The following is a 26,968-nucleotide window of genomic DNA, read 5'->3' on the forward strand; positions in this document are numbered from 1 at the left end:
AGTACGGCGCAGACAAGAAGGTCACCCACACTTCTACCGGTGGTGGCGCTTCTCTCGAACTCCTCGAAGGTAAGGAATTGCCGGGCGTCGCATTCCTCAGCGATAAGTAATTCACTTATAACGCATCGAGATGCTGCGTTGTTCGCCCCCTTACGTACGACTAGTACGCTACGGGGGCTCACGCCTTGCCTCTCTCGGTTCTAAGTGAATTCCTGTTTGTGGAATATTAAAAGAGCCTCTCGCGACGAACGAGAGGTTCTTTTTGTACAAACTTTTGGTAGGCTGGTTAGGGATTAGCCCTTACTGCTGGATTGGTCTGCGCCGGGAACGGTTTCGTCGTGTTCCTCGAACTGGCTAACCTTCTTGAACCAATAGTCTTCGCTATTGATGGAACTCATGTTGTTGATGATCGCGTCCAGGTCAAGTTCTTGATTTTCGTTTTCGTTAGGCATGCCTTGAATATAACAAATGTGTTGCGTTTGGGGTAAATTAATGTTCTTGATGGGACGTTTTTTTTATATTCTGTGCTGGAAAAGGGTAAAAGGAGGTTTTCTTAATATGAAAAAAATTGCTTTTGTGATGGTGTTGCTTTTTTCGCTTAACGCTTTCGCTCAGGAAGCTGATTCTGCCGAAAAGAAACAGATTGTCGTTCCTACGGTTCAAGAACAAAACGCTGCAATTGCAGATAGCATTAAATACTACCAGGAACAGGTGGACCGCTATACGGCTTCTGGAACCATCAAGGTGTCTCGTGGCCGTAAGTTGATGCTGGCCGGCGGCATTGCCATGGCTCTCGGCTTGGGATCGTTTGCGTATAGTCTCGCAGATGGTAATTTGAGCGGCGATGGAATGTTCTTCCTTGCGGGGTACACAACCGCTTTAGGTGGCCTGGGGGTGTTTACCGCAGGTTTTATCACCTGGTACATAGGATCGTCTAGAATGGATTCCGCCGATGAGTATCAGCAGAAGCTGAACCGCATTAAGGAACGTGATTCCAAGATTAGCTTGCAGTTGGTTCCCTCTTTTGATGTTCAGTCAAAGTCTTTGGGCGGAACGCTTGCCTTGAATTTCTAAAAAGGGGACTGCCGATATGAAAAAAATCGTTTTGGCTTTGATAATGTTCCTTTCCTTTAACGCGTTTGCACAGGAAATGGACACCACTCTTGCAGTTACCGCCGATGGTGAAACTGTAGGACTTGTTCACCAGAAAGGCATGTTGCCTGTGGTACCCGAAGGGATGAGACTCTTGACGGAAGAATCTTCCGATAACGTGGTCCCGGCTGAAGTGTCCGATGAAAATGCCGTGGCTGTTGAAGATCCTGCACCCTTTATTGATCCGGCAAATCGTGAATATTTTGGCGCTACCGTGGATAGCGTGGAATACTATCAGAATCTCATCGATCGTTATACGACTTCCGGTACCAAGATGAGCAATTCTGGCGTAGGCTTGATGATCGGTGGCGGCATTGTTGGTGTCTTGGGCTGCTTGATGATGGCTGATGCTGATGAAGAGGACGATTTGGACGACGGCATTGGAGAGTTCTTTTCTGGATACATGCTGTTCCTTGCTGGCGCAGGTGCTGTAACCACAGGTGTTGTTTTTAAAATTGTTGGTGGCGCCAAGTTGCGCAGGGCTCATCGATATGAAGGCGTGTTGCATGATTACGAGAAACGTAACGCAGTTTCTGTAAGGGTGGCCCCGTTTGTAAATCCTGTGAACAAGTCCCTTGGTGGCGCCTTGGCGATGAACTTCTAGTTCTTCTGTTTGTACGTTTGGGGGCTGGGAGACCTTTTATGAAACGTTTAGTGCTTATCTTTTGTTTGCTGTTTTCTGTGTGTGCCTTTGCCCAGGAAATGGATACGACGTTTGTTGTAACGGCTGATGGGGACACGGTTGGTCTTGTTCATAAAAAGGGCGAATATCCTGTGGTTCCCGATAAATTTTTGGGGAGGATGAAACAGGGTGTTGCTCCGGAATTGACTCCAGTTCAAAAGTCTGCGCAAAAGGCTGTTGAGGCAGAATCGAGGCTGAACGAAACCTACGTTGACAGTATCAAGTATTACCAGGCCTTGGTTGATCAATATAATTCCGAAGGCCGCATTCGTCTGTACTTAGGATGGTGCGGAATTTTTGCGGGATTGGCTGTGATGGCTGTTGGGAATGACATATCTTCGTCTGGAGAATCCCGTACTGGAAAACCTAGCGAAATGTGGGCAAACTTTGCGCTCTGCGGTGGCCTTGGAATTTCTATCGCAGGCTTTGTTGTTCGCAGTATGGGCGCTCGAAGGCTCGAGAAGGCCGAGGAATATACAAGAACTCGTGATATGTATAAACGATATGGATCCAGGATCAGTGTGAGTGTTGCTCCGGTGGTCAATCCCATAAGCAAGGCCTTGGGTGGAAACCTTGCGCTGAGTTTCTGAGGTGGGAGGATTTAAATGAAAAAGTTGTTTTTGATTCTTTGTTTACTTTTGACTTCTGTTTTTGCCCAGGAAATGGATACAACCTTTGTAATGGATTCTAGGGGCGAGATAATTCCGTTGGTTCATGAGAAGGGGCAACTTCCTTCGCTTTCCCAAGTGCTACCTGTGTCGGTAAACGTTGAAAAAAACATTGATGATAGGGCTCTTGCTATTGCTGAAAAGCTGATTGCCGATAGTATCGCCTATTATCAAGGGCTGGTTGACAAGTACAAAACCTCCGGTGAAAAGAAGGTTGTTACGGGCTTGTGGATGATGCCTTTTGGTGCGGTTGGCTTGGTTGCTGGAGTCTGGTGCTTGAATAGTCTCAAAAGTCAAGCGGGTGGTGGGTTTGCGATAGGTGCGGCTGTTATTCCAGGGGGACTTCTTCTGGGTGGCGGCGCATTATTGGTTGGAGGGGTGCTGAATTACACGAAGGGTAAGCAACATAAGAATCTTTCCAGCGAGTACGAAAATCAGCTGAGGCTGTTCAAGGAACGTAATCAGATTGTTCGTGAATTTCCTTCAAAAGGCGAAAATCGGGAGGCTCTTTCTAGGGAAGAAATTCAGTTTGCTCGGACTTCGCCTGTAGATGTGGAGAGGTTGGATGTAGAAAAAGCCTACGCTGAAGTCTTGAAAGATGGGCATTTCAAGGATTATAAAAAGAAGTCCGAATGCCGTGCGCAAAACAGTGTATCGGACTTTTACAAGTGCGTGGAGGATGCTTATTCAAGTGGTACGAAAACCTTTCTGGCTCTGGGCGGTTTATCTATAGGCGTAGGGGCTTTGGACCTTTCATACCGCTATTACAAATATGGTCGAGATGGAGAAAACGTATTCCGAGATGTTTTGGATGGCGCCGCTATTGTTTCTGGTGTGTTAAGTTTGGCTTATGGGGGAATCTATTGGAGTATGTCGGATAAGTACAAGGAAAAACTTGGCAAAATCCAGACGGAGGGATCTGTCGCCAATTTAAGGATGGCTCCTTACGTTGATCCAGTAAACGGTCGTTACGGCGGATTACTGGCAATGAATTTCTAAGGCGATTTTGAAAATGTTCCTGAACGAGATATCGTTCAGGATTTTTTATATTTGTGCTGTAAAAACGAGGTTTCTATGTCTGTAATCGTAGTCGACTATAATGCTGGTAACTTGACTTCCGTGATGAATGCGCTGGAACATATTGGCGTTGACGCTGTGTCTAGCCGTGATCCCGAGGTTATTGCTAAGGCTTCTCGCTTGATTTTCCCCGGGGTTGGTGCTGCAGCATCGGCCATGGAAACCTTGACTACCACAGGCATTGGCGAAGCCATCAAGACTGTGGTGAAGGCCGGCAATCCTGTGCTTGGAATTTGTATCGGCTGTCAGATTATTCTGGAAGAATCTGAAGAAGATGGCGGTGTGAAGACTTTGGGCCTGCTTCCTGGCAAGGCTGTCCGCTTCAAGGATGAACCGGGCCTGAAGATTCCCCACATGGGCTGGAACCAGGTGAACTTCACCAAGGAACACCCCATTATGAAGGGCATCAAGAGCGGTAGCGACTTCTATTACGTACATTCCTACCATCCGGTGGTGCCTGCGGAATACAGCTTCGCAGAAACCACCTACGGAACCCAGACGTTCCAGGGCCTCATTGGCAAGGACAACCTGATTGCCTCCCAGTTCCATCAGGAAAAGAGCGGCGACGTGGGCCTTGCCATGCTGAAGAACTTCTGCGACTGGAAGGTTTAGGCATTCAGCAAGTTTTGGAAGTTTTATGAATCTTAGAACTGCAGTTTAATGACTGCAGTTTTTTTTGTTTAGTTGTGGTTTAGACAAAAGAATGGTTTGTATCATAAAAATACTTGATTTATGATACGAAAGTTTGTATATTTGTGATACATAGGTGGAAGCGACTTGTTGGGTTAGGAGTTTAGGGTTAGGAAAAACGGGTCGCTTCCGCCTTTGATTTTTTGGAAGGAGGCTTTTTATGAAAAAGTGGTTTGGCTTGGAACTTGCGTTGCTAGTATCTTTGCTGGCTTGTTCTCCCGACTCTGATGGCAAGAGTTTCGTGAATGCTTCCGGCGATGAACCCACGGAAGAAAAAAAAAGGAACAGGAGCTTCCCTGTGATACTGTCGGCGTCAAGGTGGGGATGCATGTAGCAGAAATGTACACACTTCCTGTGATGAAGACAACGGTTTTGTGTGATTCGACGTTCTTCTGGAATGGAGGCGATTTTACTCCGGAGTCTCTTGATTTGGGGTGGATGAATTATTCTTCCAAGGAAGGTGTTGATTTAGGATTGGAACGCTCGTTGAAGGTTATTTAGGTCAGTGCAACTAATTTAGCTTGGTGTGTATGAACCCAATTACGGAGTATCAGGATTATCGCTGCTATATGCAGGATTTTTACGACGAAAGGAAAAGAACTTCGTCGTTTACTTGGCGTGAATATGCCCGTTTGGCAGGATTCACTTCTCCGACGTATTTGAAACTTGTGTGCGAAGGCAAAAGTAGCCTCAGCGAATTGGGTGTTGAAAGAGTTGCGTCCGCAATGAGCCTGAGTGGCTTTGAACTGGTTTATTTCCGTTACCTTGTAAGTTACAACCAGGCGAAGAACGACGAAGCCAAGAAAAACGCATTTTCTGGTATGCAGGATGTTGCCAAGGCCAACAAGTTCCGTGTCTTGGGCGGCGACGCCTTTACTTATTTTGAAACTTGGAAAAACCCGGTTCTCCGCGAATTGGTTGAGATTATGCCTGGTGCGACTCCCGAGGCGTTGGCGGAAATGTGCTGGCAACCGATTACCGCTGCTGAGGTCGAACGCTCTCTTGACTTTATGGTGAGCGTGGGCTTGCTGAAAAAGAAATCCAAGAATGTTTATGTTCAGGCAGAGAAGGCCTTGGTGGGCGATTCCGATGCCATTCCCTTGGTCATGCGTTCTATGCATCGACAAATGGCGGCACTTGCGCAAAAATCCATCGATGAGTTTGACGTGGAAGAACGTAATGTCTCTGGAATGACCATGGGCATTGATCGAAACGCGTATGAGCAAATCGTAAATGAGCTTAATGCTTGTCGAAGAAAGATTGGTGCCATTGCTGCTGCTTGCAAAAAAACAGACCAGGTTTACCGCGTGAATTTGCAACTGTTCCCGCTGACCAAAAAGAAGGTGGAGGAAAAGTGATGAAGACTTTGAAGTTGTTCGGTTTGTCGGTGGCAATACTTGTTTGTGCCTGCACCGAAACTAAAGATACCGTAGGAATTACAGAAGAAGGCAACGCCGTGGCTGAACTCTCTTCTTCGTCTACGATTCCTGGCGCTCAGTCTTCGTCTTCTTCGTACACAGGAATTCCTTCGTCTTCTTCGGAAGGTCCGTCAATTGGTGATTCTCGACCTTATGTATATTGGGTTGGCAGCGAAAGTATTTACCAGATTGATACTGGTGAAGATGCCGGTTATGAGACTTCCGGCTACTGGTATACTTATACCGATGGATATGATGGTGGTGCTTCCAGCGTAACTTGGCCTGTGGAATCGGGTAATGATTATTCAGGGGACGTTATCGATCCGATCATTGATTATTGCGGTGGCCTCTGCGGTACAATAACGCTGGATCGCGGAACCCTGACGAGCGATCCCTTTGTTGGATTTGCATTTAATGTGGCTGGTGAAGATGATCGCTATGTTGCTTTGCCTGCGGATGTGACAAAGTGGGGTGGCATCTGCATTACCTATACATCTGACTTTGCAATTAATGTTAAGCTAGGCTTAGGTGATTCCCTGGAAGCCGCGATAAACTATGACTTGCCTTATGTTAGCTTTGACGCCGCACCTATGGATTCTGTTTCCCGTTGCGCGGAATGGTCTGAATTCAAACAGAAAAATTCCGATGAAATTACGGGCGAACAGGCTGCAACGCAACTGGTTTCCATCCACTTTGTATTTGTGGGCGAATCAGGAATGACGGGCCAAGTCAATATTATGGCGTTCAGAAGTAAGGATTCTTTGCCTGAGTAAATTTTGGGGTTAGAAGAAAAAGAGGCCTCCGTCGTTTTGACGGAGGCTTCTTTGTTATAAAAAGCGCGGGGAATGAACTGCGCGTTTTTGCTAGGGTGAACAGCACTGATTACGGCAGCTCGCCGCCGATCAGTTCCATCTGCTTTTTATAGATGTCCTTACATGCGTTTTCGCCCAGGTCGAGAAGGGTATTGAGCATGTTGCGGTCAAAGCTTGCGTGTTCGCCGGTGCCCTGGACTTCAATGAAATTCTTGGCGTCCTGCATGACCACGTTCATGTCCACGTCGGCAGCGGAGTCTTCCACATAGCAGAGGTCGCAGAGGGGCTTGCCGTCAACGACGCCTACGGAGATGGCGGTAATGGCGTGCTGGAGGATTTGTTCGGTGAGACCGAGGCGAGCCTTGATTTTCTTGAGGGCGATGGCGAGGGCGACAAATCCGCCGATGATGCTTGCGGTACGGGTGCCGCCGTCAGCTTCGATGACGTCGCAATCGATAACGATTGCGTTCTCGCCCAATGCGGCGAGATTGGCGGCACCACGGAGGGAACGACCGACCAGACGCTGAATTTCCTGGGTGCGGCCGCTGGCGCCTTTGCGTTCACGTTCGACGCGCTTGCCGGTACTCTGCGGGAGCAGGCTGTATTCTGCGGTGATCCAACCGGTGCCACGGCCTGCGAGCCAGTCCGGAACCTTCGGGAGGAGGGTGGCGTTACAGATGACGCGGGTGCGTCCCATTTCAATGAGTACGGAACCATCGGCGGAACTGATGAAGCCGGTGGTCATCTTGAGATTTCTGTATTCGTTATAAGCTCTGTCTGTACGTTCGTAGGCCATTTTAGGCTCCAGGTTCGAGGCTTCAGGTTAATATTTTAAAGTTTCTACAACGCCTTTCTTGAATGTTCCAAGAATATAGATGAAACTGGTGTAGTTCTGCAACTCTGCCAGAGCTTCCTTAGCGTTTGCGTCCTTAGCGTTGGCTTCGAAGGATACGTGGAAAATGTATTCCCAGGGCTTGTCCGGATGGGGACGGCTTTCGCAGCGGGTGAGGTTCAGGCCACGTTTTGCAAAACATCCCAAAGCATTGTAAAGTGCGCCCACTTCCTTGGAAGCGGCAAGTTCAAACAGGATGGTTGTCTTTGCGTTTTCACTTTCAGCAAAGTCGGAAGGTGTTTTCTGGATGCCGTAGAAACGGGTGAAATTTGTTCCCTTCAGGTTTTCAAGACCAGCTTTCAGAATGTCCAAGTTGTAAATCTTTGCAGCGTAGGCACTGGCGATGGCGCCTTCGTCGCGGGCGCCGCGGGCAGCAAGTTCTTCGGCGGAGCCTGCGGTATCAAATGCGGGCACTGCCTGAATCTGCGGATTTTCTGCAAAGAACTTGGAACACTGTGCAAGAGCCTGCGGGTGGCTATAAACGCGTTTCAGGTCTTCCTGCTTCACACCCGGCATGACGCAGAGGGTGTGTTCAATGCGAAGCATGACTTCGCCAACAATACGGTGACGCCATTTGTAGAGCAAATCGTAGTTGGCTTCGATGGAACCTGCAGTAGAGTTTTCGATAGGAATTGCTCCGCCGTCGGCTTCACCAGTTTCAATAGCCTGGTAGATTTCTTCAAAAGTATCTTTCGGTAAAGTTTCAATATCGTCACCGAAAAGATAATGGGCGGCGCAGTCACTGTAAGCGCCCTTACGACCTTGGAATGCAATTTTCTTCATAGTCTTCAAGTTAGAAAAAACGTCTGGCGCCCTTGTACTTGGGGCTCCAATATTTGTCGTTCATGGGGGAAATCATTACGCCTCGGCTGGTGCTGGCGTGGGTGAATCGATCTCCGTTCAAGTAAATGCCGATGTGGCTGATGCCCCAGAAGTCTCCAAAGAACACCAGGTCACCTTCACGAAGGTCCCCCCGGCTGACGCTTTTGCCACGGGAATCCTTATAGATGGCAGCTGCGTTGTGGGGAACGTTAATGTTGTAGAGTTCCTTGTAGATGACCATGACGTAGCCGGAACAGTCAATGCCTTTTTTGGTGGTACCGCCCATTTTATATCGGGTCCCAAGCCAGGTGTTGGCTAAGCCTTCCAAAGTCTTGGGGCTTGGGGCTGCCTTGGGTGTTGCGCGTTTGGCCGCTTTTTTTGCTGAGGCTGCACGGACTTTTTCTGCGGAGTTTTGCTTGGACTTGCTTGCGGCCTGGGTGGCGTTCTTGCCTACGCTCGTACTTGCGGATTTTTTTGCCGCCTTCTGTTCTTCTTGGAGTGCTACAACGAGACTGTTAATGACGGGGGTTTTGGCGGCCTGCTTTGCTGCTATTTCATAAGGGTCGTTGCTTATGGGCGCACCCTTGGGGATGGGTTTATAGTCGCCACGTTTGCGGTCATAACCTGTACGCACGGGAAAGGAACACGAAGCAAGAAAGGCACACGATAAAATGATCGTTGCCAAAATTCGCAAGATGTGTCTTCCCTGAAAAGCCATTGCTTGAAATGTATTAAAAAGTTCGCGAGAGTCTTAGAATCAGAATGGGCCTACGCCAAGATCCGATGAGTTTTCTGGAATTTTTGTGAGGATGGGTAGGCCGGTCATGTCACCCATCATCTTGATGTTGTCATCTTCCATTTGCAAGTTTCCGCTGATGCCGTAGCGATTCACGATGATGCCTCGGATATTGAGACCTTGTGCATGGGCGTATTCAACGGTGAGAACGCAGGCGTTAATGGAACCTAGAGCTGCCGTGGTGACAATGAGGAGCGGAACATCTACCGTCTTCATGATGTCGGTAAGGAAAATCTTTTGCGGGTTTCCGTTTGCTGAGACTGCGCTGGGTTCGTCGTAACGAATGGGGCAGATGATGCCGCCGCTTCCTTCAACGAATACGAATTCGTGACGCTTGGTTGCCGCTTCAAAGTCTTTTTTGACCTGCGCGAGATCCACCGGCTTGCCTTCCTTGCGGGCAGCCAAATGAGGGGAAACAGCTTCCTTGTAGACGTAGCTGACAAGTTCTTCTTGAGTGTCGGGGAGGCCTGCTACCGTTTTTACGTAGTCGGCGTCGCCGGCGACCCACTTGCCGTCGCGAAGTTCTGCACCGCTGAGGGCTGCCTTGTAGTAGCCGGCGTCAATGCCGGAGTCGCGCCACTTCTTTACCAGAAGGGCGGTCACAAAAGTCTTGCCAACGTCAGTACCAGTTGCTGTTACGAAATAACCTTTATTACTCATATGTCATTGCGAGCCGCAGGCGCGGCAATCAGAGATTAACTTTTCAAAATTTCAGCGATGCAATTTGCTGCGTATTGCAAATCTTTTTTTGAGTGGGTGGCCATCAAACTGGCGCGGAGTCTTGCCCGGCCCTTTGCTACGGTGGGATAGCGGATGGCGGGAATCAGGATTCCCTTTTCCTGCAATGCTGCGGAAGCTCGAAGAGCAGCGGCTTCATCGCCAATGACTATGGGAACGATGGCGGATTCTTGATTTTCAGCAAGTCGGCTGCTTGTTGGAACGGCTCCTGCTTTCACAAGAGCATCGCAGAAAAACTTTACGTTTTCCTGGAGTTGTTGAACTCGTTCAGGATGCTGCTCGATGAACTTCAAATTGTTGGCTGCAGCTTGTGCCATGGCAGGAGACATTGCTGTAGAGAATATGAAACTGCGGGCCTTGTTTCGCAAAAAGTCAATAAGGTTTTGCTTGCCTACCACAAAACCGCCTTCGCATCCGATGGACTTGCTTAACGTTCCTAGGGTGACGTCGGCATGATCGCAGGGGATTCCCTTGTCGTTAAAATGTTCTGCAAGACCACGACCTGTTTTTCCCAACACTCCAGTGGAGTGGGCTTCGTCAATCATCAAAAGGCAGTTGTTGGCCTTGGCGATTTTTTGAAGTTCAGGGAGATTTGCCAGGTCACCGTCCATGCTGAAAACGGCGTCGGTGACAATCAAGTAACGGGTAGCTGCAGGTTGTTCGCTGGAACTGTTTTTTGTGGAATGTTCTGTGCGGACTTCATCAATCACTCGCTGCAAATCAGCCATGTCGTTGTGTTTGTAAACGTAGCACTTGGCTTTGGAAAGTCGGATGCCGTCGATGATGCTGGCGTGATTCAGTTCGTCGCTAAAAACGATGCATTCGCTAACGATAGCTGTGGCGGGATCTTTGCCTCTGCGAACCTGCTTGCTGCAAAGTGCTGAAACGGTACCCACGTTTGCCATGTAGCCGGTGCCAAAAGTAATGGCGGCTTCTTCGCCCTTGAAGTTGGCCAAAGTCTTTTCCAATTCTTCGTGGGGAGTCTTGTTTCCTGTAGTAAGGCGTGCGCCTCCGCTACCTGTGCCCCATTTCAAAACGGCTTCGGCTGCGGCTTGCTTCAATTCGGGTTCGTTGCACAGATCCAAATAGGAATTGGATGCGAGAAGAAGAACGTCGCGAGTTTGCGCAGATCCAGTAATTTCAACATGGTTTGCTTCAGGGGTGTCCAATAAACGCATGGAGCGGTATGTGTGCGCCTCTTTTGCTGCTTGTAAAAAATCGTCGGCAAAATTATTTAAAACAGACATCTTGATATTTTTTCTAACTTTAACACTCATGAATTTAGAAAACTAAGACTCCTGCCGATGACAGAAATCTTAATCCTTGCATTTTTTTGTGTAGCACTTTTGACGTCGCTTGTGGTTGGCGTGCCTTTGCTGTATGCTCTGCTATTTGGACTTATCCTTTTTGCAGGCTACGGTGTGCGCTGTGCAGGTCTTCGCGAGACGGCGAAAATGTGCTGGAATGGTGTGAAAACTGCCCGAGGCGTTTTGCTGTTGTTTATTCTGCTGGGACTTTTGACTTCTTTGTGGCGAGCCGGAGGAACCATCCCTACGGTGGTGAGTTATGCGGTAAACCTGATTAGTCCCGCAAGTTTTATTCTGGTGACGTTCTTGCTGAATTCCGCCATGTCGCTCTTGACGGGAACCGCTCTTGGGACTGCTGGAACCATGGGTGTGATTTGTGCGACGGTGGGACGCTCCTTAGGTGTTGACGATGCATGGATGGGCGGAGCTATTCTTGCAGGCGTTTATTTTGGAAATCGCATTTCTCCCATTTCTTCCATGGCGCTACTTGCGGCCAATGTAACGAAGACGGATATTTACCAGAATGTTCGCGGAATGTTGCGCACGACATGGCTTCCGTTTTTGTTGAGTTGCGGAATTTATTTTGTGGCTGGAATTGGTGGCGATGGCGTTGTTGCGAACTCCGTGCCACTAGTTTCGCAAAATATAACAGAACTTTTCTCCAGGGAATTTTCCCTTTCCTTGTGGAGTCTGGTTCCCGCGTTTGTGATTGTTGTTTTGTCGGTGGCTCGGGTGCGGACAAGCCTTGTTCTTTTGTGGAGTTCTTTCGCAGCGTTTATCGTGGCAATTATTATTGAAAATCAATCTGTTATCAATTTGTTAAAATCAATCATTTTTGGTTATAAGACGTCTGTACCTGAACTTGCAAAGATGATCAACGGTGGCGGCCTCGTTTCTATGGTGAATGTTTTTGTCATCGTGGTGATTGCGGGATGCTTTGGAGGAATTTTCAGGGAGACACAAATGCTAACGCCTTTGCAATCTCTGGTGGCGAAGTTGTCAAAAAAGACCAACCCGTTTGTAGCCACATTGACTGCTGCCGTTGTAACCTCTTGCGTGGTTTGCAATCAGACCTTGACTATCATTTTGACAAATCAAATGACAGAAAATTTAGACGGCTCGAATCGCGATCAACATGCCTTGAATATTTACGACTCTGCCGTAACCGTGATTGCGCTTGTGCCCTGGTCCGTGGCGACAGCCATTGTCTTGACGGCAGTCAACGCGCCCAACAGCGCTGTGCTTTGCGCATGTTTCTTGTACCTGTTGCCGCTATCCAGAATGCTTAATATATTTGCAAAGAAATGATTATTTCTGCAAGCATTCGTACCGATTTACCGGCGTTCTATTCAAAGTGGTTTTTGAATCGTATCCGCGAAGGATACGTGCTTGTTCGCAATCCGTACAACAAGGATTTTGTAACTCGCTACGATTTAAATTCAAATGTTGTAGATGGACTTTTTTTCTGTACAAAAAATCCTGCACCGCTTATACCGCATTTGAATGAACTTGCGGATTACCGTTGGCTGTGGCATGTGACCCTGACGCCTTATGGGAAGGATATAGAGCCTAATGTCCCTGATAAGCATTTTGTTGTGGAAAAGTTCAAGGAACTTTCTGTTGCAACGAATCGTCACAATGCAAATTTTGGGAAGTCAAGTTCTATACTTGAAGATGTTTTTACTCTTGTAAAAAATCTGGATGCAGTGCAGTGGCGCTATGATCCGATTTTTATTACAGACAAATATTCCGTAGAGCAACACGTAAAATCTTTTTCTGTAATGGCGGAACTCTTGGCTGGCTACACTCACACTTGCATCATAAGTTTTGTAGATATCTATAATAAGGTGGCTCAAAATTTCCCGGAGCTAAAACCTGTTTCGAACGAAGAGCAAATTGCGATAACCAAGGCCTTTGTTGAAATTGGTAACCGTTACGACATTTCAATAAAAACCTGTGTGGAAAACTCTATGTTGTCAAAGTTCGGTGCTGATTGCAGCGGCTGCAGTACGGCTCAGGTTTTTGAAAAGGCTTTTGGTATTGAAAATAGTGCGTTGACTTTTGCTCCTCCAAAGAAAAAATTCGCCCGCTCCGAATGCGAAGTTTGTGTTGTCAGTGGCGATATTGGTGCCTATAGCAATTGCTTGCATCTCTGCAAATACTGTTATGCAAATTATGGTAAAGACGTGGTACTTTCAAATCACAAAATGCATGATTCGGAATCGCCATTGATTATAGGCAATTTAAAAACAAATGATGTGATTCACCAGGCTAAGCAAATCAGCTGGATTGTTCCCAGAAACGATAAGCAGATAAACCTGTTTGAGAAATAGAAATTTTGGTAAAATGATGAGTAAGTTTTCTGAATATATCGGCAGTCAGTTCGGGAACCCCGCGATTTTGTGGGTATGGTTTGTTGCGTGATTATGAATGTCATCAACAGGGCAATGTACAAGAATACAATTGCCTTGGTGGATGTTTCGCCTGATGACAAGGTGCTGGACATTGGCTTTGGAAACGGTTACTTGTTGCAACTTCTTTATAACAAGAGCAAGTGTGATATGTTCGGTATTGATATTTCTGAAGATATGGTGGCTGCGGCGACTTCTCGAAATGCGCACGCCAACCGCGATGGAAAACTTCATTTACAATGTGGTCTACACCAAGGATTGGCTGGATAAGCTGAGCTACACGAAAACGGGCTTCCAAAAATTTGAAGCCCAAGATTTAGTTGACTTTGGTAAAGAAGTTTTCGGTTTATCTGAATTGCATTTTTAGTCTTTTACGCAGCGGATGGAAAAAGCGTAACTTTTTTCTTGATCAAGGAGTCCCGCATATTCATAGTCGTAGTAGAAGTACAATGTGGTGGCTCCGCTCATCACTTCTGTGGAACCCCAGAATACTGCACCCAAACTATCAAAAGAACCATTTTCAAATCTTATGCCGGAAGGCAATACATTGAATCCGATGGCGTCGCTTCCATTTCCGTCATTGTACCAGCCGCTTTGCGATTTTAGTGTCACGCCTGCTGTAGCATAGCCTCCTACATCAATAATGAAATTTGCAAGTTGATCGTGATCGGGTAAGTACCAGCCGTCGGGACAAATCCCCTGAACCTCATCGGGCCAAGACTGTACGCAGTTTCTTCCGTCTCCGCATTCTTGCGGATTTTTATCATCCGTTGCAAATTTTACAGAGTCGATTGCCGCTGCCCAAGTGTAAAGGCGGCCGAATTTTTCACAATTGTCGGGGCTGTTGTCATAACACCAGCTTTTTCCTTTTAGGCTTGGTGTCTTTAGACTGTCGGCGTAATTCAAATTTTCTGCCATCCACCATGTGTTCTTGATTTTTACGGTTTTGTAACTTTTCCCGTCGCGCTCGTCCTGTAAAGTTCCGTATATGCAGTTGTCTTCCGCCTCTGTTTTGCAGGAAATGACATCATCTTTTTCTGAACTGCTTGATGTTTCATTAGAAGAACTATTCGTTACTGAACTACTTGATTCAACCTTTGCTGAGGATAGCCCTATATTCAGGGAGTCTTGGGAAGACGAACTTTGGATGGAACTTGAAGAATTGAAACTGTCAATATCCCAATCAGAATCATTGTCTGATGTGTTGTTACTGGAGTCGTCGCTGCAGGACCAGATAAATAAAGAAATCAAACCAAGGAGAAAAATCTTTTTCATAGTAAAGAATATATCCTTAAATTTTACTTCCTGCAATAACTGACGGCAGTTGTTATAAACGAGAGTGCGGTGAGGAGAAGTCCGGCGAAGACGGTGCCGTTCCAACCCCAGAGCGTCCAGAAGGAGCCGGAAAGGAATGTGCCCAGGGAGCCGCCGATAAAGTAAATGGTCATGAAGATGGTGTTCATGCGGCTGGTGGCTTCGGGGCAGAGTTTCATGACGGAACTTTGATTACCCAGCTGGATAAATTGCATGCCGATATCGATGAGGATGATGCCCGCGATGATGGCGGCGTAGCTGTTGCTTCCGAAGTAGAAGGTGGCCCAGGCGGCGGCCATGAGGAAGTTGCCTGCGTTGCAGAATTTTTCTACGCCGAAGCGTTTGATGTACTTGCCGATGCGAGAAGCGGTCAGGGCGCCGGCGATTCCGCAGAGTCCCAGAAGCCCAACGGTTTTGCTGTCCTGGAAGAAGGGGGCCTGCTTCATACGGAAGGCGAGGCATGCCCACAGCGCTAAAAAGGAGCCGAAGGCAAATCCCGAGCGGATGCTGTAGATTCGTGCCTGGGAGAACTGCACAAAAAGTTCCCCGATGGATTTCAGCATGCTGAAAAATGTGCCTCGGTAAGTGGTGGGTACGTTGGGCAATGCCTTGAACACAACTGCGGTAGACGTCAGCATCATGGCGGCTGCAATGAGGAACATGGAACGCCAGCCAAGCCATTCGCCCACAAGTCCGCTGCACACGCGGGAGGCGAGAATTCCTGTAAGGAGGCCGCTTAAGACCATGCCGGTTTTCAGTTCCTTTTCGTCAGGCCTTGAAAACAGGGAAACCATGGGCATAAAGATTTGCGGCGTCACGGAGCAGATGCCAGTAACGAAGGAACCTGCCAGAAGCATCACGGCGTTTGTAGAAAAGTAGATGGAGAAAAGCCCGAAAATCAGCAGGGTGAAATTTGCTAGCACGATGCGGCGGCGGTCAATCATGTCGCCCAGCGGCACGATAAAAAGCAGGCCCAGGGCGTAACCCACCTGTGTGAGCACCGGCATGAGATTCACATAGAATTCCGAAATCCCCATGTCCATGCGGATCATGTTCAGCAGGGGCTGGCAGTAATAAATGTTCGCCACCGAAATGCCCGCCATAATGGCAAGCATCAACGTGAGGGAACGGGGAATTCCTGCGTGTGGCTTAAGGGTGAACATCGAAAAACGAGAGCGTCGCGGATTTTTTGAAGCGAGTTAAGGACAGCGCACCAGCACTTTTTTCTTTTGCAAGAAGTCGATGCATTCTTCGGCGGTGGCCTTGTTTGAATCAAAGAGGAAAATGCGGCCGCCGTTGGGGTCGCCCATTTCCTTCAGCTTCATGATGCGGACGTAGCCAAGTTCCAGGCTGCCTACGTAGCCGGTGACGTAATCGGGATCATCGCTGATGCAAAGTTCTGCAACGATGCCGGGAGCGTTCGCCACCTTGGTGGCAAGGACGATGGCTTCGTTAAAATGATTTTTATTTGCGCTGGGAGCGGCTCCCGTTTCGCGGGCGTCCACGGTGTTGGACTTTAGAGCGTCCATGTAGGTGGCGCGAACTCCTCGTTCCTGATTTGGTTCCAGGCGGTTGCCGGTGCGGATGTCGTACAGCATGGCCCCGCGCATGGGGAAAGTGGCTCGGAGAAGTTCCGGGAGTTGCTGGCGGAAGTCGGCGAGGAATGCTGGATTCTTCGCTTCGCTCAGAATGACACTATTGTTGTGTGCTGCCTTGGCGACGGATTTTTCCACCAGCTCGAATGCTTTTTCTAAACCTTCCTGCCAGGTGTCAACATCGATGCGGGTCACGGGAAGCGCGTCCAGAATCTGGATTTCTTCTTTGGGGACTTTCTCGATCTTGATGTTGATTTTGTCGGGATCGCCCTTGGGGTGATTCATGGCGCGGCGCACCATGGCCTGGCAAACTTCTTCTACAGCGTCACGAGTGACGATGCGTTCAGCACCGGAAATATGCTGCTCGCGGGTGGGGCGACTTCCGTCTGCAAGAACTTCGGCGGTTTCGTCCTCGACCTCTTCAGAGGCGCGCATTTTTAAGCTGTAGTAGTCCATAATTTTTCCAAGTTGAAATTTAGAAAAATATGGCTGGTTGAATTTTGTGCGATACTATTTTTTGAAAATAGATGTAATCGCCAAGGTGTCTTTGGTGTCATCCTGAGAAATAATCAAATTCCAGGTGATTGTGGTATCATTTTCTGGATGGAATCTGTTATTAAACACGTAAGTTAAGGGGGTTGGGGAACTTATGGGATATTGTTTTACGATAGGTGATGTTGCCTGGATTGTGATAAATGCTAGGTAAACATCCACGGATTTTGGAAGTCCTTCAAAGTTCAAGGTTCCATAAACTTGAACATCGAGAGTAGTGTCTGCAGGAATTTCTTTGAACTTTTCTCGAATGGCGCTAGTGTCTGCTTTCGGAGCTTCGGCTTTATAGGGAATTACGTTGGTTGCTAAAGCGTTTTCGCCATAGTTAACGAAAATGGTATCTCGATGAACGATGTTTGTGTGGATTGTTTTTGTGGTATATGTGGTGTCGTAAAGAATTTCTTGGTCATAGCAAATCTTTGGACAGGTGTCACATGTGTCAATGAAAACTAGAGGACCGTCAATGGGCATCCATTGAATGTCAATAGGTTTATAAATAATAGTCGAATCGCGATATAGCTCGGGGGGTGTTAAAATAGTTAAGTCTGATGAATAACAAGACATAACCATATCCCCATCAAAATGACATTTGGTGGAAAAGGTATCCGCAGTCAATGTGTCCAATGTTCCAAGGGAATCTTTCTCGTACACGAAGCTGATGTATTGCAGACTGGTTTCGGTAGTGTCGTTCACGGAGTCTGTATAGACTGTAATTTGATGCCGTATCGTGTCGATAACGGTTTTGTCGCAAGGCCTTGCCTCCCAACTTGTCTGGCTGTTTGATGATTGACTATTCTGGGTGCTGTTTGGACTTGCGGAATTGTCGTTGTCGCCACAGGCAATTAAACTTGCAAAGAACGCAAGCAAACCGATAAAGATGAAATTTTGTTTATATGCCATATTCATTCCTCCTAAATCAAAAATAAATCCGTTTTTAGAAGAATGTGACGGGGACAATGTAAGTTGCAAAAGCCCGTGCAGTAAATCACGAACTTTTGTGTTTACTCGTGGAATTCGTCATCGCTGACGGGGCCAGGTTCACATTGGCCTATCATCTTGATGGCTTCGCAAATCTGGTCGATTTCTGCGTCGCTTGTAATGAGGGGTGGCATGGTATAGACGCAGTTGCAGAAGGGGCGAATCCACACGCCAGTTTCCTTGATGACGCGGAGAATGTCGTCGGAGGTGGGGATGGCCTTCAGTTCCAGGCAGCCGATGGCTCCGAGAACGCGGACGTCTGCTGCGTTTTCCAGATTGCGAAGAGGTTCCAGGTTGGCGCGGAGGCGTGCTTCGATTTTTGCAACGCGGGAGCCATAGTCGCGACTTTCAAATAAGTTCAAAGAAGCGATGCCTGCAGCGCATGCCAGCGGGTTTGCCATGTAGGTGGGACCGTGCATGAATGCGGAAATCTTGCTGTTGGTAATGGTGTCTGCCACCATTTCGGAGGCGACGCATGCCGCCATGGTAATGTGGCCACCGGTAAGGGCCTTGCCGATGGTCATAATATCCGGCAGAACGTCTTCGCTGCCCGAGGCGCTCCAGGCGTGTTCCATGCCCCACTTGGGACCAGTACGGAAAAATCCTGCGGCGATTTCATCGAAGATCAGCAGGATGCCTTTTTCATCACAAAGCTTGCGCAGTCTTCTTAAATAGCCTGCATTGTAGAGCCACATGCCGTTTCCGCCCTGGAAAACGGGCTCGCAAATAATGGCTGCAATTTCATTTTCGTGTTCGGCAACCACCTGCTCCATGCTTTCAAAATCGCGGTCGTCCCATTCACCGTCGGCGCGACAGTTGGGGCGTTCTGCAAAATAATGCTGAGGCATGATTCCGCGGAACAGCGTGTGCATTCCATCGGGGTCGCTTAAAGCCATTGCACCTGCGGTGTCGCCGTGGTATCCGCCCTTTAAAGCGACCAGTTTGCAGCGTTCGGGTCTACCCAAAGCATATTGGTACTGTACCGCCATCTTGGCGGCGCATTCCACAGCGATGCTGCCGGAATCTGCATAGAAAATCTTGTTCAGTCCCTTGGGCAAGAACTTCACCAGCTTTTCCCCAAGTTCGATGGCGGGTTCATGTGTGAATCCGCCGAACATCACGTGGCTCAACTTTTCGCTCTGCTTGCGAATTGCTTCTGTAATTTCGGGAGCGTTGTGGCCGTGGGCCACGCACCACCAGCTGGAAACGGCATCGATCAGTTCCAAGCCGTCGGCGGTGTGGATCTTTGTGCCTTGTGCAGATGTTGCCAAGAAACGTGCCGGCGTATTGCGCAGCGCAGCATAAGGATGCCAAAGATGTTCGCTATCGAATTTTTGCAGAGCGTCTAAATTTTTCATCGCCGTCAAATATAGTTTTTTGAATTCATCCAATGGATGAATTCACGGCATGATTCATCGCCAAGGTGGTTCAACTTTTCCGCTATGTTTATGGAACTTCTAGAAGCGATATCGCAGCATCGACGGTAGGTTTTCACCTCCTCGTCCTTGGCGGCGTCGCGGTTGATTTGGGCGGCTCCGCTGTTGGTAAGGTAATACCCCTGGACCTTGGCCAGGTAGTCGATACGGTCTTTGATGGCCAACTTTTCCAACTGGTCTGCGGGAATGCTTTCTACCAAAGCTAACGCATGTTCGATGGCGGCAGTCACCTTTGTTGACGTCGCTCCGGCGATGTAGTGGGAGAATGCTTTCGATAGGGCCTGAACTGTTTCGCGGTCCTTATTAGAATTGAAATCAGCAAGGGACTTTACTGCCGCCTGGCAGATTTTGTAGGCGCGGGCTCGCTCTTCGTTCCACGACGAAATGTAACCCGGCACGGGGATTTTCACCATGGTCTCCAACTGTTTTAGAATCTTTCCGTAGGTTTCGATGGAACCTGATATGATCGGGTTCTCGATTTTTTGCATGTTTTCGTAAATCTTGTGATGGCTTTCGACGTACGAAACCAGGCTTAAATTGTGGAAATATTTGTTTTCTCTATAGCTCATATCCTAACTCCTTCTTTGACCTTTGGGTCAAACTCCTGTACCAAACTACAAAACATCTGGTGAAATAAACAACTTTTAGGGATGGTTCCACAATTTTTTGTGGGATAACGCAAAATGGATTGCAGTACAAGTGGAAAGAATTTTTTATGGAAGAGCAGGATATACGAGTGGTAGCAGAAAAAAGTCTGGTAAAATCCGCAACGAATAGGAATGGAAGTAGGAATGTGTCTGTTTGATTTCACTACGCATATTTGTATAAATGGAAAAAGTTGTGGTACAATTTGAGATGAATTCCAACGGATGTTGAAAAACTCTTTTAAGAATCCACAACGTACATCAGTAAGTGCGGAATAAAACATTTAAGGTTCCGTAATGTATACGGAACCTTTTAGAAAATATTGTTTACGGATGGGCTTCTGCTATAGGCAGAAGTAGAAAAACTATCCGATGAATCCGTGGGGAACGAAGCCCAGACCCTTCACCAGTTCGAAGTCGGTGGCGCTCTTTACGCCGGAAGTGGTAAGCATGTCGTCGGTGATGGCTGCGTTAGCGCCGCTCTTGAAAGCACGCACGCCGTTGTCGCCCAGAACGCCACGGCCACCTGCCAAACGGAGGTATGCCTTGGGGTTGATGAAGCGATAAATTGCCACGATTCTGCAGAAGTCGTCGTTGGTGAGTTTCGGCAGATTTTCAAAAGGAGTGCCTGGAATGGCGTTCAACACGTTAATCGGGGTGGACTTGACGCCCAGACCGCGGAGGTCGAGGCACATGTCAATGCGGTCTTCCATGGTTTCGCCAAGGCCCATGATGCCACCGCTGCAAACTTCCAGACCTGCGGCCAGTGCATTCTGCAGAGCGCCAATCTTGTCGTCGTAAGTGTGGGTGGTGCAGACGTCGGCAAAGTGGCGGCGGTAGGTTTCCAGGTTGTTGTGGAAACGGGTGAGGCCTGCTTCCTTCAACTTGTCGAACTGTTCGCGGTTCAAGAGGCCGCTGCTGAGGCAGACGCTCAACTTGGTTTCCTTCTTCAGTCTGCGAATGGTTTCAGAAATCTGTTCCACATCGTGGTTGGTTAATGTACGACCAGAAGTGACGATGGAGTAGCGGGGGATGCCTGCGGCTTCCTTCTTCTTGGCGTCGGCCACGATTTCGTCGGCGCTGAGGAGCTTGTATTCCGGAGCGCCAGTGTGATAGTAGCTGGACTGTGCGCAGTACTTGCAGTTTTCGGAGCAGCGACCGCTACGGGCGTTGATGATGGAGCAGAAGTCAAAATCGTTGCCGTGGAGTTTTTCGCGGATTTCGTTGGCGGCAGCGGTCAGTTCGTCAAGGTCGGCATCCAGCAGCTGGATGGCTTCTTCACGATTGATTTCATAACCGTCATTCAAAATCTTGTTCTTCAATTCCTGAACGAGAGACATAAAAACTCCTTGGTTCGCGGCATTTCCCGCCTGCGATTTTTGCGCTGCAAATATAGAAAAAGCAGGACAAGCCTGCTTATACTATTTGCTTATGATACGTGATAACCTTATCTTATTGTCCGATGCGAATTTCCTTAACGCCGTCTTCAATGAGGTAGGGCATTTCTTCGTGCATCACGGCGCCGCTGGCAATTACCTTGGGGTCCAGGTGCAGGTAGTTGATGTCGCCATCAGCCAACACATTGCCGTCCAGATCCATGATGCTGGCGTGGGTCACAAAGAATCGAGAACTGAACTTGGTGATGACGCCCTTGCCGATAATAGGGGTGTTGTAGGGAACGGGCTTGCGGTACTTGGTTTCCAGGGACATGGTCACACCCCAGATATCCTCGTTGCCGCCTTCCTTGGCCCACACGGCGCGGAGCCCCATTTCGTCCAGCATGGCGGTGATGAGCCCGCCGTGAACGCGGCCGGGGTAGCTCTGGTGCTGTTCGCGGTAGTTGAACAAAGTCATGACGCTGCCGTCTTCCATGTTGTAGAATGGAGCGCGGACGCCGTATTCGTTGTCCAGACTGCAGATCATGCACATCTTGCTGTTGTGCTGCTTGCTTACGACTTTGATGATTTCGCTCATGAATCCTCCGTGGGGAACTCGCTACTTCTTTAACACAAAATCAAGAATCTTGATCAAGGCCTTGTTTGCCTTGTCCATATTTGCAGAGCTGGCTTTTTTGATTTCAGCGGCACTTTGTACAAACTTGCAACCTGCGCAGGCTTCAATTTCTTCGGTACCGTTCTTCAACATGCTTTCCATGGAATCATCGGTGACTTCAACATGGAACTGCAAGGCGATGGCGCTGCCCAACTTGAATGCCTGATTCTTGCAGGCTTCACTGCTGGCGAAAGATGTTGCCGCTTCGGGGATGTCGAAGGTTTCGCCGTGCCAATGGAAAGCCTGCAGTTTCTTGGGCAGGTCCAAAACCTTGTTGCCACCTTCGACGCTAGCGTCAAAACTCACAGGGAACCATCCGATTTCCTTTTCGGGATTTTTCCTGATGGCTGCGCCAAATGCGTTTGCAATCATCTGGGCTCCCAGGCAAATGCCGAGAATAGGCTTGCCCAGCTGCACCATGTCGCGGCAAAGTTCCTTTTCGCGAACGAAGTAAGGATACTCCGTCTCTTCTAGAACACTCATAGGGCCGCCCATCAAAATGGCGAAGTCCACTTCGTCTTCGTGGGGAATCTTCTCGCCAGCGTAAAGCCGAACTACGTGTACGTTGTGTCCCTTGGCTTCCAGGTAGGGGAGGATTGCGCCGGGGCCTTCGTATTCAACATGCTGAAAAATATACGTTTCCATCTTTGTATTGCCTTTTGACTACAAAGATAGCGAAAATCCGAAAAGAGTTTTATATTTGTGGTCGTTAAATGTTGGAGACGGAGTGCTTTATGAAAACTTTTAAAACGAAGTCCATGCTGCCCAATGTGCTGGCCGCCGCTGTAGCCTTGTTCTGCCTGGCCTTTGACGGGGTCCTTGTGAAAATGCTGGTGGAGCAGAAGGAACAGATTTTGCAGGGCCAGATGACCGCCATGGCCATTGAAATCCTGGTAATGATTCCTCTGATGCTGGTTTTGGTTTTCGTGCTGCTGCACCTGTTGCCGAAAAAAATCTTCGTTGACGGCGATTCCCTGGAAATGACCTTCCTCTGCGGCAACAAAGTTTCCCTGAAAAAGGAGCAGCTGAAAGTTCTTTGCGTGGATGAACAGGAAGATTCCTGGAAGGCCATCCTGTTTGTTTGTAAGCGCCCTGTTTATCTCAACTCGGCTTCCTTCCCGGAACTGAAAGAACTTGTTTGCGGCGAAGCCCAGTAAATTAAAATCAAATCTTTGATATAAAAAAAGACCCGCGAAAAACTCGCGGGCCAAATTTTTTGCGTTGATTACTTGCCGAATTCACTAGTCGGCTTCATGACCTGCCAGAGCACAGCCTTGTGGGCGTGGAGGCGGTTTTCGGCTTCTTCGTAGCTCATGTTCAGGTCAAGGTTGTCCATCACTTCGTCGGTGATTTCGTCGCCGCGATGTGCGGGCAGGCAGTGGGAAACCTTCACGTGAGACGGGGCGTACTTCAAAAGGTCTGCGTCGATGCGGAACGGCAGGAAGTGATTCTGCTTGGATTCCTTCTGGCCTTCCTGACCCATGGAAACCCATACGTCGCTATAAAGGATGTCGGCGTCCTTGACAGCTTCCTTCGGGTCGTTGAATACGCGGTACTGGCAGCCGTGGCGCTTGAAATCGGCCTGGGCTTCTTCGATTACGTGAGCCGGCTGTTCAAAACCCTTGGGGCAAGCCAAAGTAAAGTTCATGCCCACCTTGGAGCAGAGGGCGAGGAAAGAGTTTGCAACGTTGTTGCCGTCGCCGATGAAGGCCACAGTCTTGCCCTTCATGCCGCCGAGATTTTCTTCGATCATCTGGGCGAAGGCGATAGCCTGGCAGGGGTGATAGTCGTCGGTCAGGGCGTTCACAACGGGAATGGAACCGTATTCAGCCAGCTGTTCCACCAGGTCCTGCTTGAAGCAGCGGACAACAAGGGCGTTCACCCAGCGGGAAAGGCAGCGGGCCACATCCTTGATGGATTCGCGCTTGCCAAGACCGATGGAGTCCGGGGAAAGCAGCACGGCGTGGCCACCCAGCTGGTTCATGCCCACCTGGAAAGTAGTGATAGTTCGCAGAGACGGCTTTTCGAAGAACATACCGATGTTCTGGCCGTGAAGACGGTCGGAGACCTGGCCTGCATGGACTTCCTTTTTCAGGCGGGAAGCGATGGCTACGGTTTCGAGAATTCTTTCTTCGCTCCAGTCGGCGAGGCGGAGGAAGTGCTTGCTGCGATCGATCATTTTCTATTCCTTATTTTGGTGAGCTCAGGAACTGCTCGGTTGAAACTGGAAAGCCTTAATATACATCAAAAAATTACAGAATGTGTAAAATTTTGATGAGTTTTAAGAAAATCCTAAAAACAAAAAACGAAAAACGGAGCTTGACACTCCGTCTTTCAATTCCTTAACAGGAAATCACAAGAGAATGCTAACGGAAATTAGCGAATTTTCTTCTTATGACGGTCACGACGACGGCGCTTCTTACGCTTGTGAGTCGCAATCTTCCTGCGCTTTCTTTTCTTTCCGCAAGGCATATTGTATCTCCGTTAAAGGTGAAACTTAAAATTGTGCATCCAAATAGAGAAAAAAACAAGTCGTTTGTCAAGGGATAGGGGGGAAGTTTCCCCCTGGCTGCAGCCTTTTTTTACGCCGCGGCATCGCTAAAAACAGCCTGGAACATCCAAAAACGCAAAAAAATAACATTAGGAGGCCGCCCGACGGCTCCCCTGGTCGCCGGCCCCGGCTAAAAGTCTTCCGCCACCCCCTCTCAGTCCGCAGCGGATACCGTTAAGGATGTCCCATTTTTACAATTATTTTACGTAAAATCATGCAACATTTCCTCGTTCAAAACGTGTTATAGTATGTAGGGCGAAACCGCCTTGCGCTATTGCGGGGGCGTTCCCGTTTTGGAATTACAATGGCGACATTTGAGGAAAAAGTCAAAAAACAAGTCGAAATCATTAAACAGCACACGTTCCTAGACCCGACCCGGGACAAGGTCTTCAAGGAAATCTTTTCGAAGGACGTTACGCTGATCCACTTTTTAAACGCAATGCTGCATCAGCCCGAGGAACGGAAAATCGTCAGCATCGAACGCAAGAAGCCTGCATCCACGCTGACCTCCGCAATCGATGTGGAGGAGGTTCGTTTCGATGTACACGCTAAGCTCAACAACGATGAGTTCGTGGATCTCGAGGTGCAGCGGGCTTCTCACGAGGATTTTGCGGACCGTGTGGAGCTTTACGCGGACCAGCTTTCCATCGAGTCCAAGATTCACTTTGACAGCCAGCGCACCGAAGCTGAGAAGGAAGACCATCCGTACCTGATGCCCGCCACCTACAGCGTGTGGATCTGCAACTTCTCGGTTAGCTTTTGCAAGAGCTATCGTGAGGAGTTGGGCCTCTTCCGTTTTTCTAGCATTGGTGATCCCGACGCCTTGCCTGTATATAATAAAAAAAGGTATATTATCATTGACTTGAGTAAGGTGGATGCGAAGGTCCTGAACCTGAACACTGCCGAGACAGAATGGCTGGAACTTTTCACCAGGATGGCTTCTGCGAAGGATGCCCCCAAGACGAAGGATCCCGTCATTGCGGATGTTTACAGCCGTCTGGCAGTAAACGCCCTCGAGAAGAACTTTATCACGGAGATTGCAACAGGTATGGTCACAGAAGCTGAAATCAGTACACGCATCGGAACCGCCCGCCGCGAAGGCCGTGAAGAAGCCAATCTGAGTGCTGCAGAGGCGCTTCTACGAGATAATGACACTGTGGAACGAGTCTCTCGAGTCCTCAAGTTGCCCCTTGAAAAGGTACAGGAACTGGCTGACAAGATTGCCGCTGAAAAGGCTTAACGCTAATAAGAAAAACTCCGAGGCTGAACCCCGGAGTTTTTTGCTTATTCTTCCACCACCAATTCCATGGCCTTGCGGATCAGTTCCGCGGGGCCGCCGTATTCGCGGGCGCGGGGTGCGCCTTCGCTGAGCATCTGGCGGAACTTGCGGGCGCCGGGGAGGCCTGCGAAAAGGCCGTAGATGTGCTTCACCAGGATGGTGGCGGGGCAACCTTCGGCGAACTGCTTTTCTACATAGGGGAGGTAGGCTTCAAGGACGGATTTGCGGGTGGGGTAGGTTCCAGGCTCCAGGCCCGAGGCTCCAGCTCCTCTCTCGTCTCTCGTCTTTCGTCTCTCGTCTAATCCAAATACGCGTTCGTCAGCATCGTGGAGGAACCAGGGATTTTCGTAAGGTTCACGCCCCACCATCACACCGTCCAGCGCAACGCCTGTGTTTGCCGAAGTGGGGTCTCCGTTCAAGTGACTGAGCACCTGATCCATGGAGCGGATGCCGCCGTTGATGGCAATATTCAGCTGGGGCATTTCAGCCTTGAGGCGGTGAACGAAATCGTATTGCAGGGGCGGAACTTCGCGGTTCTCCTTGGGCGAAAGTCCCTTCAGCCAGGCCTTGCGGGCGTGAATAATAAAGTACTTGCAGCCTGCATCAGCGATGGTGCCGACGAAATCGCGGAAAAAGTCCCAGCTGTCGAATTCATCGACGCCGATGCGGCACTTGATGGAAACGGGAATGCTCACGGCATCCTGCATGGCCTTGAAGCAGTCGGCCACCAGGTTTTTGTCTTTCATGAGGCAGGCGCCGAAACTTCCGCTCTGCACGCGGTCCGAGGGGCAGCCGCAATTCAGGTTCACTTCCTGGAAACCGGCGGCTTCCACCATCTTGCTGCACTTTGCCAAATCGGCGGGATTGCTTCCTCCCAACTGCAGTACGGCGGGGTATTCAAAAGCCTCATGTCCCAGGAACATTTCGGGATTAGCGTGGAGCAGTGCATGGGTCACTACCATTTCGCTGTACAGCAAAGTATGTTTTGAAATCAAACGCAAAAAATAACGTTCGTGGCGGTCGGTGCAATCCAGCATCGGGGCAATGGACAATCTGCGGTTGAAATCAATATTCATGGCGTGAAAGTTAGAAAATTTGCATA

General features: G+C 48.9%; 32 protein-coding genes. 15 read left to right on the plus strand and 17 right to left on the minus strand.

Translation table 11 applies throughout. The features are described from left to right. Positions 1-110 (plus strand): phosphoglycerate kinase (gene pgk, locus MJZ25_14025; protein ID MCQ2125292.1); only part of this gene is annotated, 110 nt, incomplete at its 5' end. 183 nt (positions 111-293) lie between these two features. Here pgk and MJZ25_14030 read toward each other — a convergent pair. Continuing rightward, positions 294-452, minus strand: coding sequence for a hypothetical protein (locus tag MJZ25_14030; GenBank protein ID MCQ2125293.1), 159 nt, complete (start codon positions 450-452; stop codon positions 294-296). A 106-nt stretch (positions 453-558) separates the two neighbouring features. Between MJZ25_14030 and MJZ25_14035 the strand changes: the two genes are divergently transcribed. The 9 genes from MJZ25_14035 (at position 559) to MJZ25_14075 (ending at position 6,460) form a co-directional block, all read left to right on the plus strand. Then, entirely contained in the window at positions 559-1,074 is a 516-nt protein-coding gene (locus MJZ25_14035) for a hypothetical protein (GenBank protein MCQ2125294.1), read from the plus strand. A gap of 16 nt (positions 1,075-1,090) precedes the next feature. Further along, positions 1,091-1,756, plus strand: a complete 666-nt coding sequence (locus tag MJZ25_14040; GenBank protein MCQ2125295.1) for a hypothetical protein — start codon at positions 1,091-1,093, stop codon at positions 1,754-1,756. A 38-nt stretch (positions 1,757-1,794) separates the two neighbouring features. Next, a complete protein-coding gene (locus tag MJZ25_14045) occupies positions 1,795-2,424 on the plus strand; it encodes a hypothetical protein (GenBank protein MCQ2125296.1) in 630 nt (209 codons plus the stop codon). Positions 2,425-2,439: 15 nt separating this feature from the next. Beyond that, a complete protein-coding gene (locus MJZ25_14050) occupies positions 2,440-3,501 on the plus strand; it encodes a hypothetical protein (GenBank protein MCQ2125297.1) in 1,062 nt (353 codons plus the stop codon). 75 nt (positions 3,502-3,576) lie between these two features. After that, a complete protein-coding gene (gene hisH, locus MJZ25_14055) occupies positions 3,577-4,191 on the plus strand; it encodes an imidazole glycerol phosphate synthase subunit HisH (GenBank protein ID MCQ2125298.1) in 615 nt (204 codons plus the stop codon). 238 nt (positions 4,192-4,429) lie between these two features. Beyond that, complete coding sequence (locus MJZ25_14060; GenBank protein ID MCQ2125299.1) at positions 4,430-4,603, plus strand: hypothetical protein; 174 nt, start codon at positions 4,430-4,432, stop codon at positions 4,601-4,603. Continuing rightward, positions 4,594-4,770, plus strand: coding sequence for a hypothetical protein (locus MJZ25_14065; protein ID MCQ2125300.1), 177 nt, complete (start codon positions 4,594-4,596; stop codon positions 4,768-4,770). Before MJZ25_14060 ends, MJZ25_14065 begins: the two co-directional genes overlap by 10 nt. A 29-nt stretch (positions 4,771-4,799) precedes the next feature. After that, positions 4,800-5,627 (plus strand): TIGR02147 family protein, encoded by an 828-nt coding sequence (locus MJZ25_14070; protein ID MCQ2125301.1) that lies wholly within the window; start codon positions 4,800-4,802, stop codon positions 5,625-5,627. Continuing rightward, positions 5,627-6,460: a hypothetical protein gene (locus MJZ25_14075; GenBank protein ID MCQ2125302.1), complete on the plus strand. Its 834-nt coding sequence runs from the start codon at positions 5,627-5,629 to the stop codon at positions 6,458-6,460. Before MJZ25_14070 ends, MJZ25_14075 begins: the two co-directional genes overlap by 1 nt. Positions 6,461-6,569: 109 nt before the next feature. On the opposite strand, the gene rph is transcribed toward MJZ25_14075, so the two are convergent. The 5 genes from rph to MJZ25_14100 all read right to left on the minus strand — a co-directional run bounded on the left by rph (position 6,570) and on the right by MJZ25_14100 (position 10,925). After that, positions 6,570-7,295 carry a ribonuclease PH gene (gene rph, locus MJZ25_14080; protein MCQ2125303.1) on the minus strand — a complete coding sequence of 242 codons (726 nt, stop codon included), beginning with the start codon at positions 7,293-7,295 and terminating at the stop codon, positions 6,570-6,572. 27 nt (positions 7,296-7,322) lie between these two features. Further along, entirely contained in the window at positions 7,323-8,174 is an 852-nt protein-coding gene (locus MJZ25_14085) for a prephenate dehydratase (GenBank protein ID MCQ2125304.1), read from the minus strand. 10 nt (positions 8,175-8,184) lie between these two features. Beyond that, positions 8,185-8,847, minus strand: coding sequence for an NlpC/P60 family protein (locus MJZ25_14090; GenBank protein ID MCQ2125305.1), 663 nt, complete (start codon positions 8,845-8,847; stop codon positions 8,185-8,187). Positions 8,848-8,970: 123 nt separating this feature from the next. Further along, positions 8,971-9,669 carry a dethiobiotin synthase gene (gene bioD / locus MJZ25_14095; GenBank protein ID MCQ2125306.1) on the minus strand — a complete coding sequence of 233 codons (699 nt, stop codon included), beginning with the start codon at positions 9,667-9,669 and terminating at the stop codon, positions 8,971-8,973. A gap of 35 nt (positions 9,670-9,704) precedes the next feature. Further along, positions 9,705-10,925, minus strand: coding sequence for an 8-amino-7-oxononanoate synthase (locus MJZ25_14100; GenBank protein ID MCQ2125307.1), 1,221 nt, complete (start codon positions 10,923-10,925; stop codon positions 9,705-9,707). 126 nt (positions 10,926-11,051) lie between these two features. Between MJZ25_14100 and MJZ25_14105 the strand changes: the two genes are divergently transcribed. From MJZ25_14105 to MJZ25_14115, 3 genes are all read left to right on the plus strand, one after another. Continuing rightward, positions 11,052-12,362 (plus strand): hypothetical protein, encoded by a 1,311-nt coding sequence (locus MJZ25_14105; protein MCQ2125308.1) that lies wholly within the window; start codon positions 11,052-11,054, stop codon positions 12,360-12,362. Beyond that, the gene (locus MJZ25_14110) at positions 12,359-13,387 is read left to right on the plus strand and encodes a DUF1848 domain-containing protein (GenBank protein MCQ2125309.1); all 1,029 of its coding nucleotides are present in this window, start codon (positions 12,359-12,361) and stop codon (positions 13,385-13,387) included. Before MJZ25_14105 ends, MJZ25_14110 begins: the two co-directional genes overlap by 4 nt. A gap of 75 nt (positions 13,388-13,462) precedes the next feature. Next, positions 13,463-13,735 (plus strand): class I SAM-dependent methyltransferase, encoded by a 273-nt coding sequence (locus tag MJZ25_14115; protein ID MCQ2125310.1) that lies wholly within the window; start codon positions 13,463-13,465, stop codon positions 13,733-13,735. 93 nt (positions 13,736-13,828) lie between these two features. On the opposite strand, the gene MJZ25_14120 is transcribed toward MJZ25_14115, so the two are convergent. The 9 genes from MJZ25_14120 to MJZ25_14160 all read right to left on the minus strand — a co-directional run bounded on the left by MJZ25_14120 (position 13,829) and on the right by MJZ25_14160 (position 22,681). Then, positions 13,829-14,740 (minus strand): fibrobacter succinogenes major paralogous domain-containing protein, encoded by a 912-nt coding sequence (locus tag MJZ25_14120; GenBank protein ID MCQ2125311.1) that lies wholly within the window; start codon positions 14,738-14,740, stop codon positions 13,829-13,831. 23 nt (positions 14,741-14,763) lie between these two features. Continuing rightward, positions 14,764-15,942, minus strand: coding sequence for an MFS transporter (locus tag MJZ25_14125; protein ID MCQ2125312.1), 1,179 nt, complete (start codon positions 15,940-15,942; stop codon positions 14,764-14,766). A 36-nt stretch (positions 15,943-15,978) separates the two neighbouring features. Beyond that, on the minus strand, positions 15,979-16,830 hold the full coding sequence (locus MJZ25_14130) for a 6-carboxyhexanoate--CoA ligase (GenBank protein ID MCQ2125313.1): 852 nt from the start codon (positions 16,828-16,830) through the stop codon (positions 15,979-15,981). Positions 16,831-16,884: 54 nt separating this feature from the next. Then, positions 16,885-17,826 carry a hypothetical protein gene (locus MJZ25_14135; GenBank protein ID MCQ2125314.1) on the minus strand — a complete coding sequence of 314 codons (942 nt, stop codon included), beginning with the start codon at positions 17,824-17,826 and terminating at the stop codon, positions 16,885-16,887. 101 nt (positions 17,827-17,927) lie between these two features. Beyond that, entirely contained in the window at positions 17,928-19,262 is a 1,335-nt protein-coding gene (gene bioA, locus MJZ25_14140; protein ID MCQ2125315.1) for an adenosylmethionine--8-amino-7-oxononanoate transaminase, read from the minus strand. 5 nt (positions 19,263-19,267) lie between these two features. Continuing rightward, a complete protein-coding gene (locus MJZ25_14145) occupies positions 19,268-19,909 on the minus strand; it encodes a hypothetical protein (protein ID MCQ2125316.1) in 642 nt (213 codons plus the stop codon). A 440-nt stretch (positions 19,910-20,349) separates the two neighbouring features. Continuing rightward, complete coding sequence (bioB, locus tag MJZ25_14150) at positions 20,350-21,324, minus strand: biotin synthase BioB (protein ID MCQ2125317.1); 975 nt, start codon at positions 21,322-21,324, stop codon at positions 20,350-20,352. A gap of 112 nt (positions 21,325-21,436) precedes the next feature. Continuing rightward, positions 21,437-21,958: a PaaI family thioesterase gene (locus tag MJZ25_14155; GenBank protein MCQ2125318.1), complete on the minus strand. Its 522-nt coding sequence runs from the start codon at positions 21,956-21,958 to the stop codon at positions 21,437-21,439. A 21-nt stretch (positions 21,959-21,979) separates the two neighbouring features. Then, a complete protein-coding gene (locus MJZ25_14160) occupies positions 21,980-22,681 on the minus strand; it encodes a type 1 glutamine amidotransferase (protein MCQ2125319.1) in 702 nt (233 codons plus the stop codon). A gap of 89 nt (positions 22,682-22,770) precedes the next feature. Here MJZ25_14160 and MJZ25_14165 point away from each other — a divergent pair, with 89 nt between their 5' ends. After that, positions 22,771-23,193, plus strand: coding sequence for a hypothetical protein (locus MJZ25_14165; protein ID MCQ2125320.1), 423 nt, complete (start codon positions 22,771-22,773; stop codon positions 23,191-23,193). Between the two features lie 68 nt (positions 23,194-23,261). Here MJZ25_14165 and argF read toward each other — a convergent pair whose 3' ends face one another. Further along, a complete protein-coding gene (argF, locus tag MJZ25_14170) occupies positions 23,262-24,215 on the minus strand; it encodes an ornithine carbamoyltransferase (GenBank protein MCQ2125321.1) in 954 nt (317 codons plus the stop codon). Between the two features lie 676 nt (positions 24,216-24,891). Between argF and MJZ25_14175 the strand changes: the two genes are divergently transcribed. After that, entirely contained in the window at positions 24,892-25,827 is a 936-nt protein-coding gene (locus tag MJZ25_14175; protein ID MCQ2125322.1) for an Rpn family recombination-promoting nuclease/putative transposase, read from the plus strand. 44 nt (positions 25,828-25,871) lie between these two features. Here MJZ25_14175 and dusA read toward each other — a convergent pair. Continuing rightward, positions 25,872-26,968: tRNA dihydrouridine(20/20a) synthase DusA (gene dusA / locus MJZ25_14180; GenBank protein ID MCQ2125323.1), on the minus strand; the 1,097-nt coding region annotated here is incomplete at its 5' end.

The sequence above is a fragment of the Fibrobacter sp. genome (assembly GCA_024399065.1).
In the GTDB taxonomy this organism is placed as follows: Bacteria; Fibrobacterota; Fibrobacteria; order Fibrobacterales; family Fibrobacteraceae; genus Fibrobacter.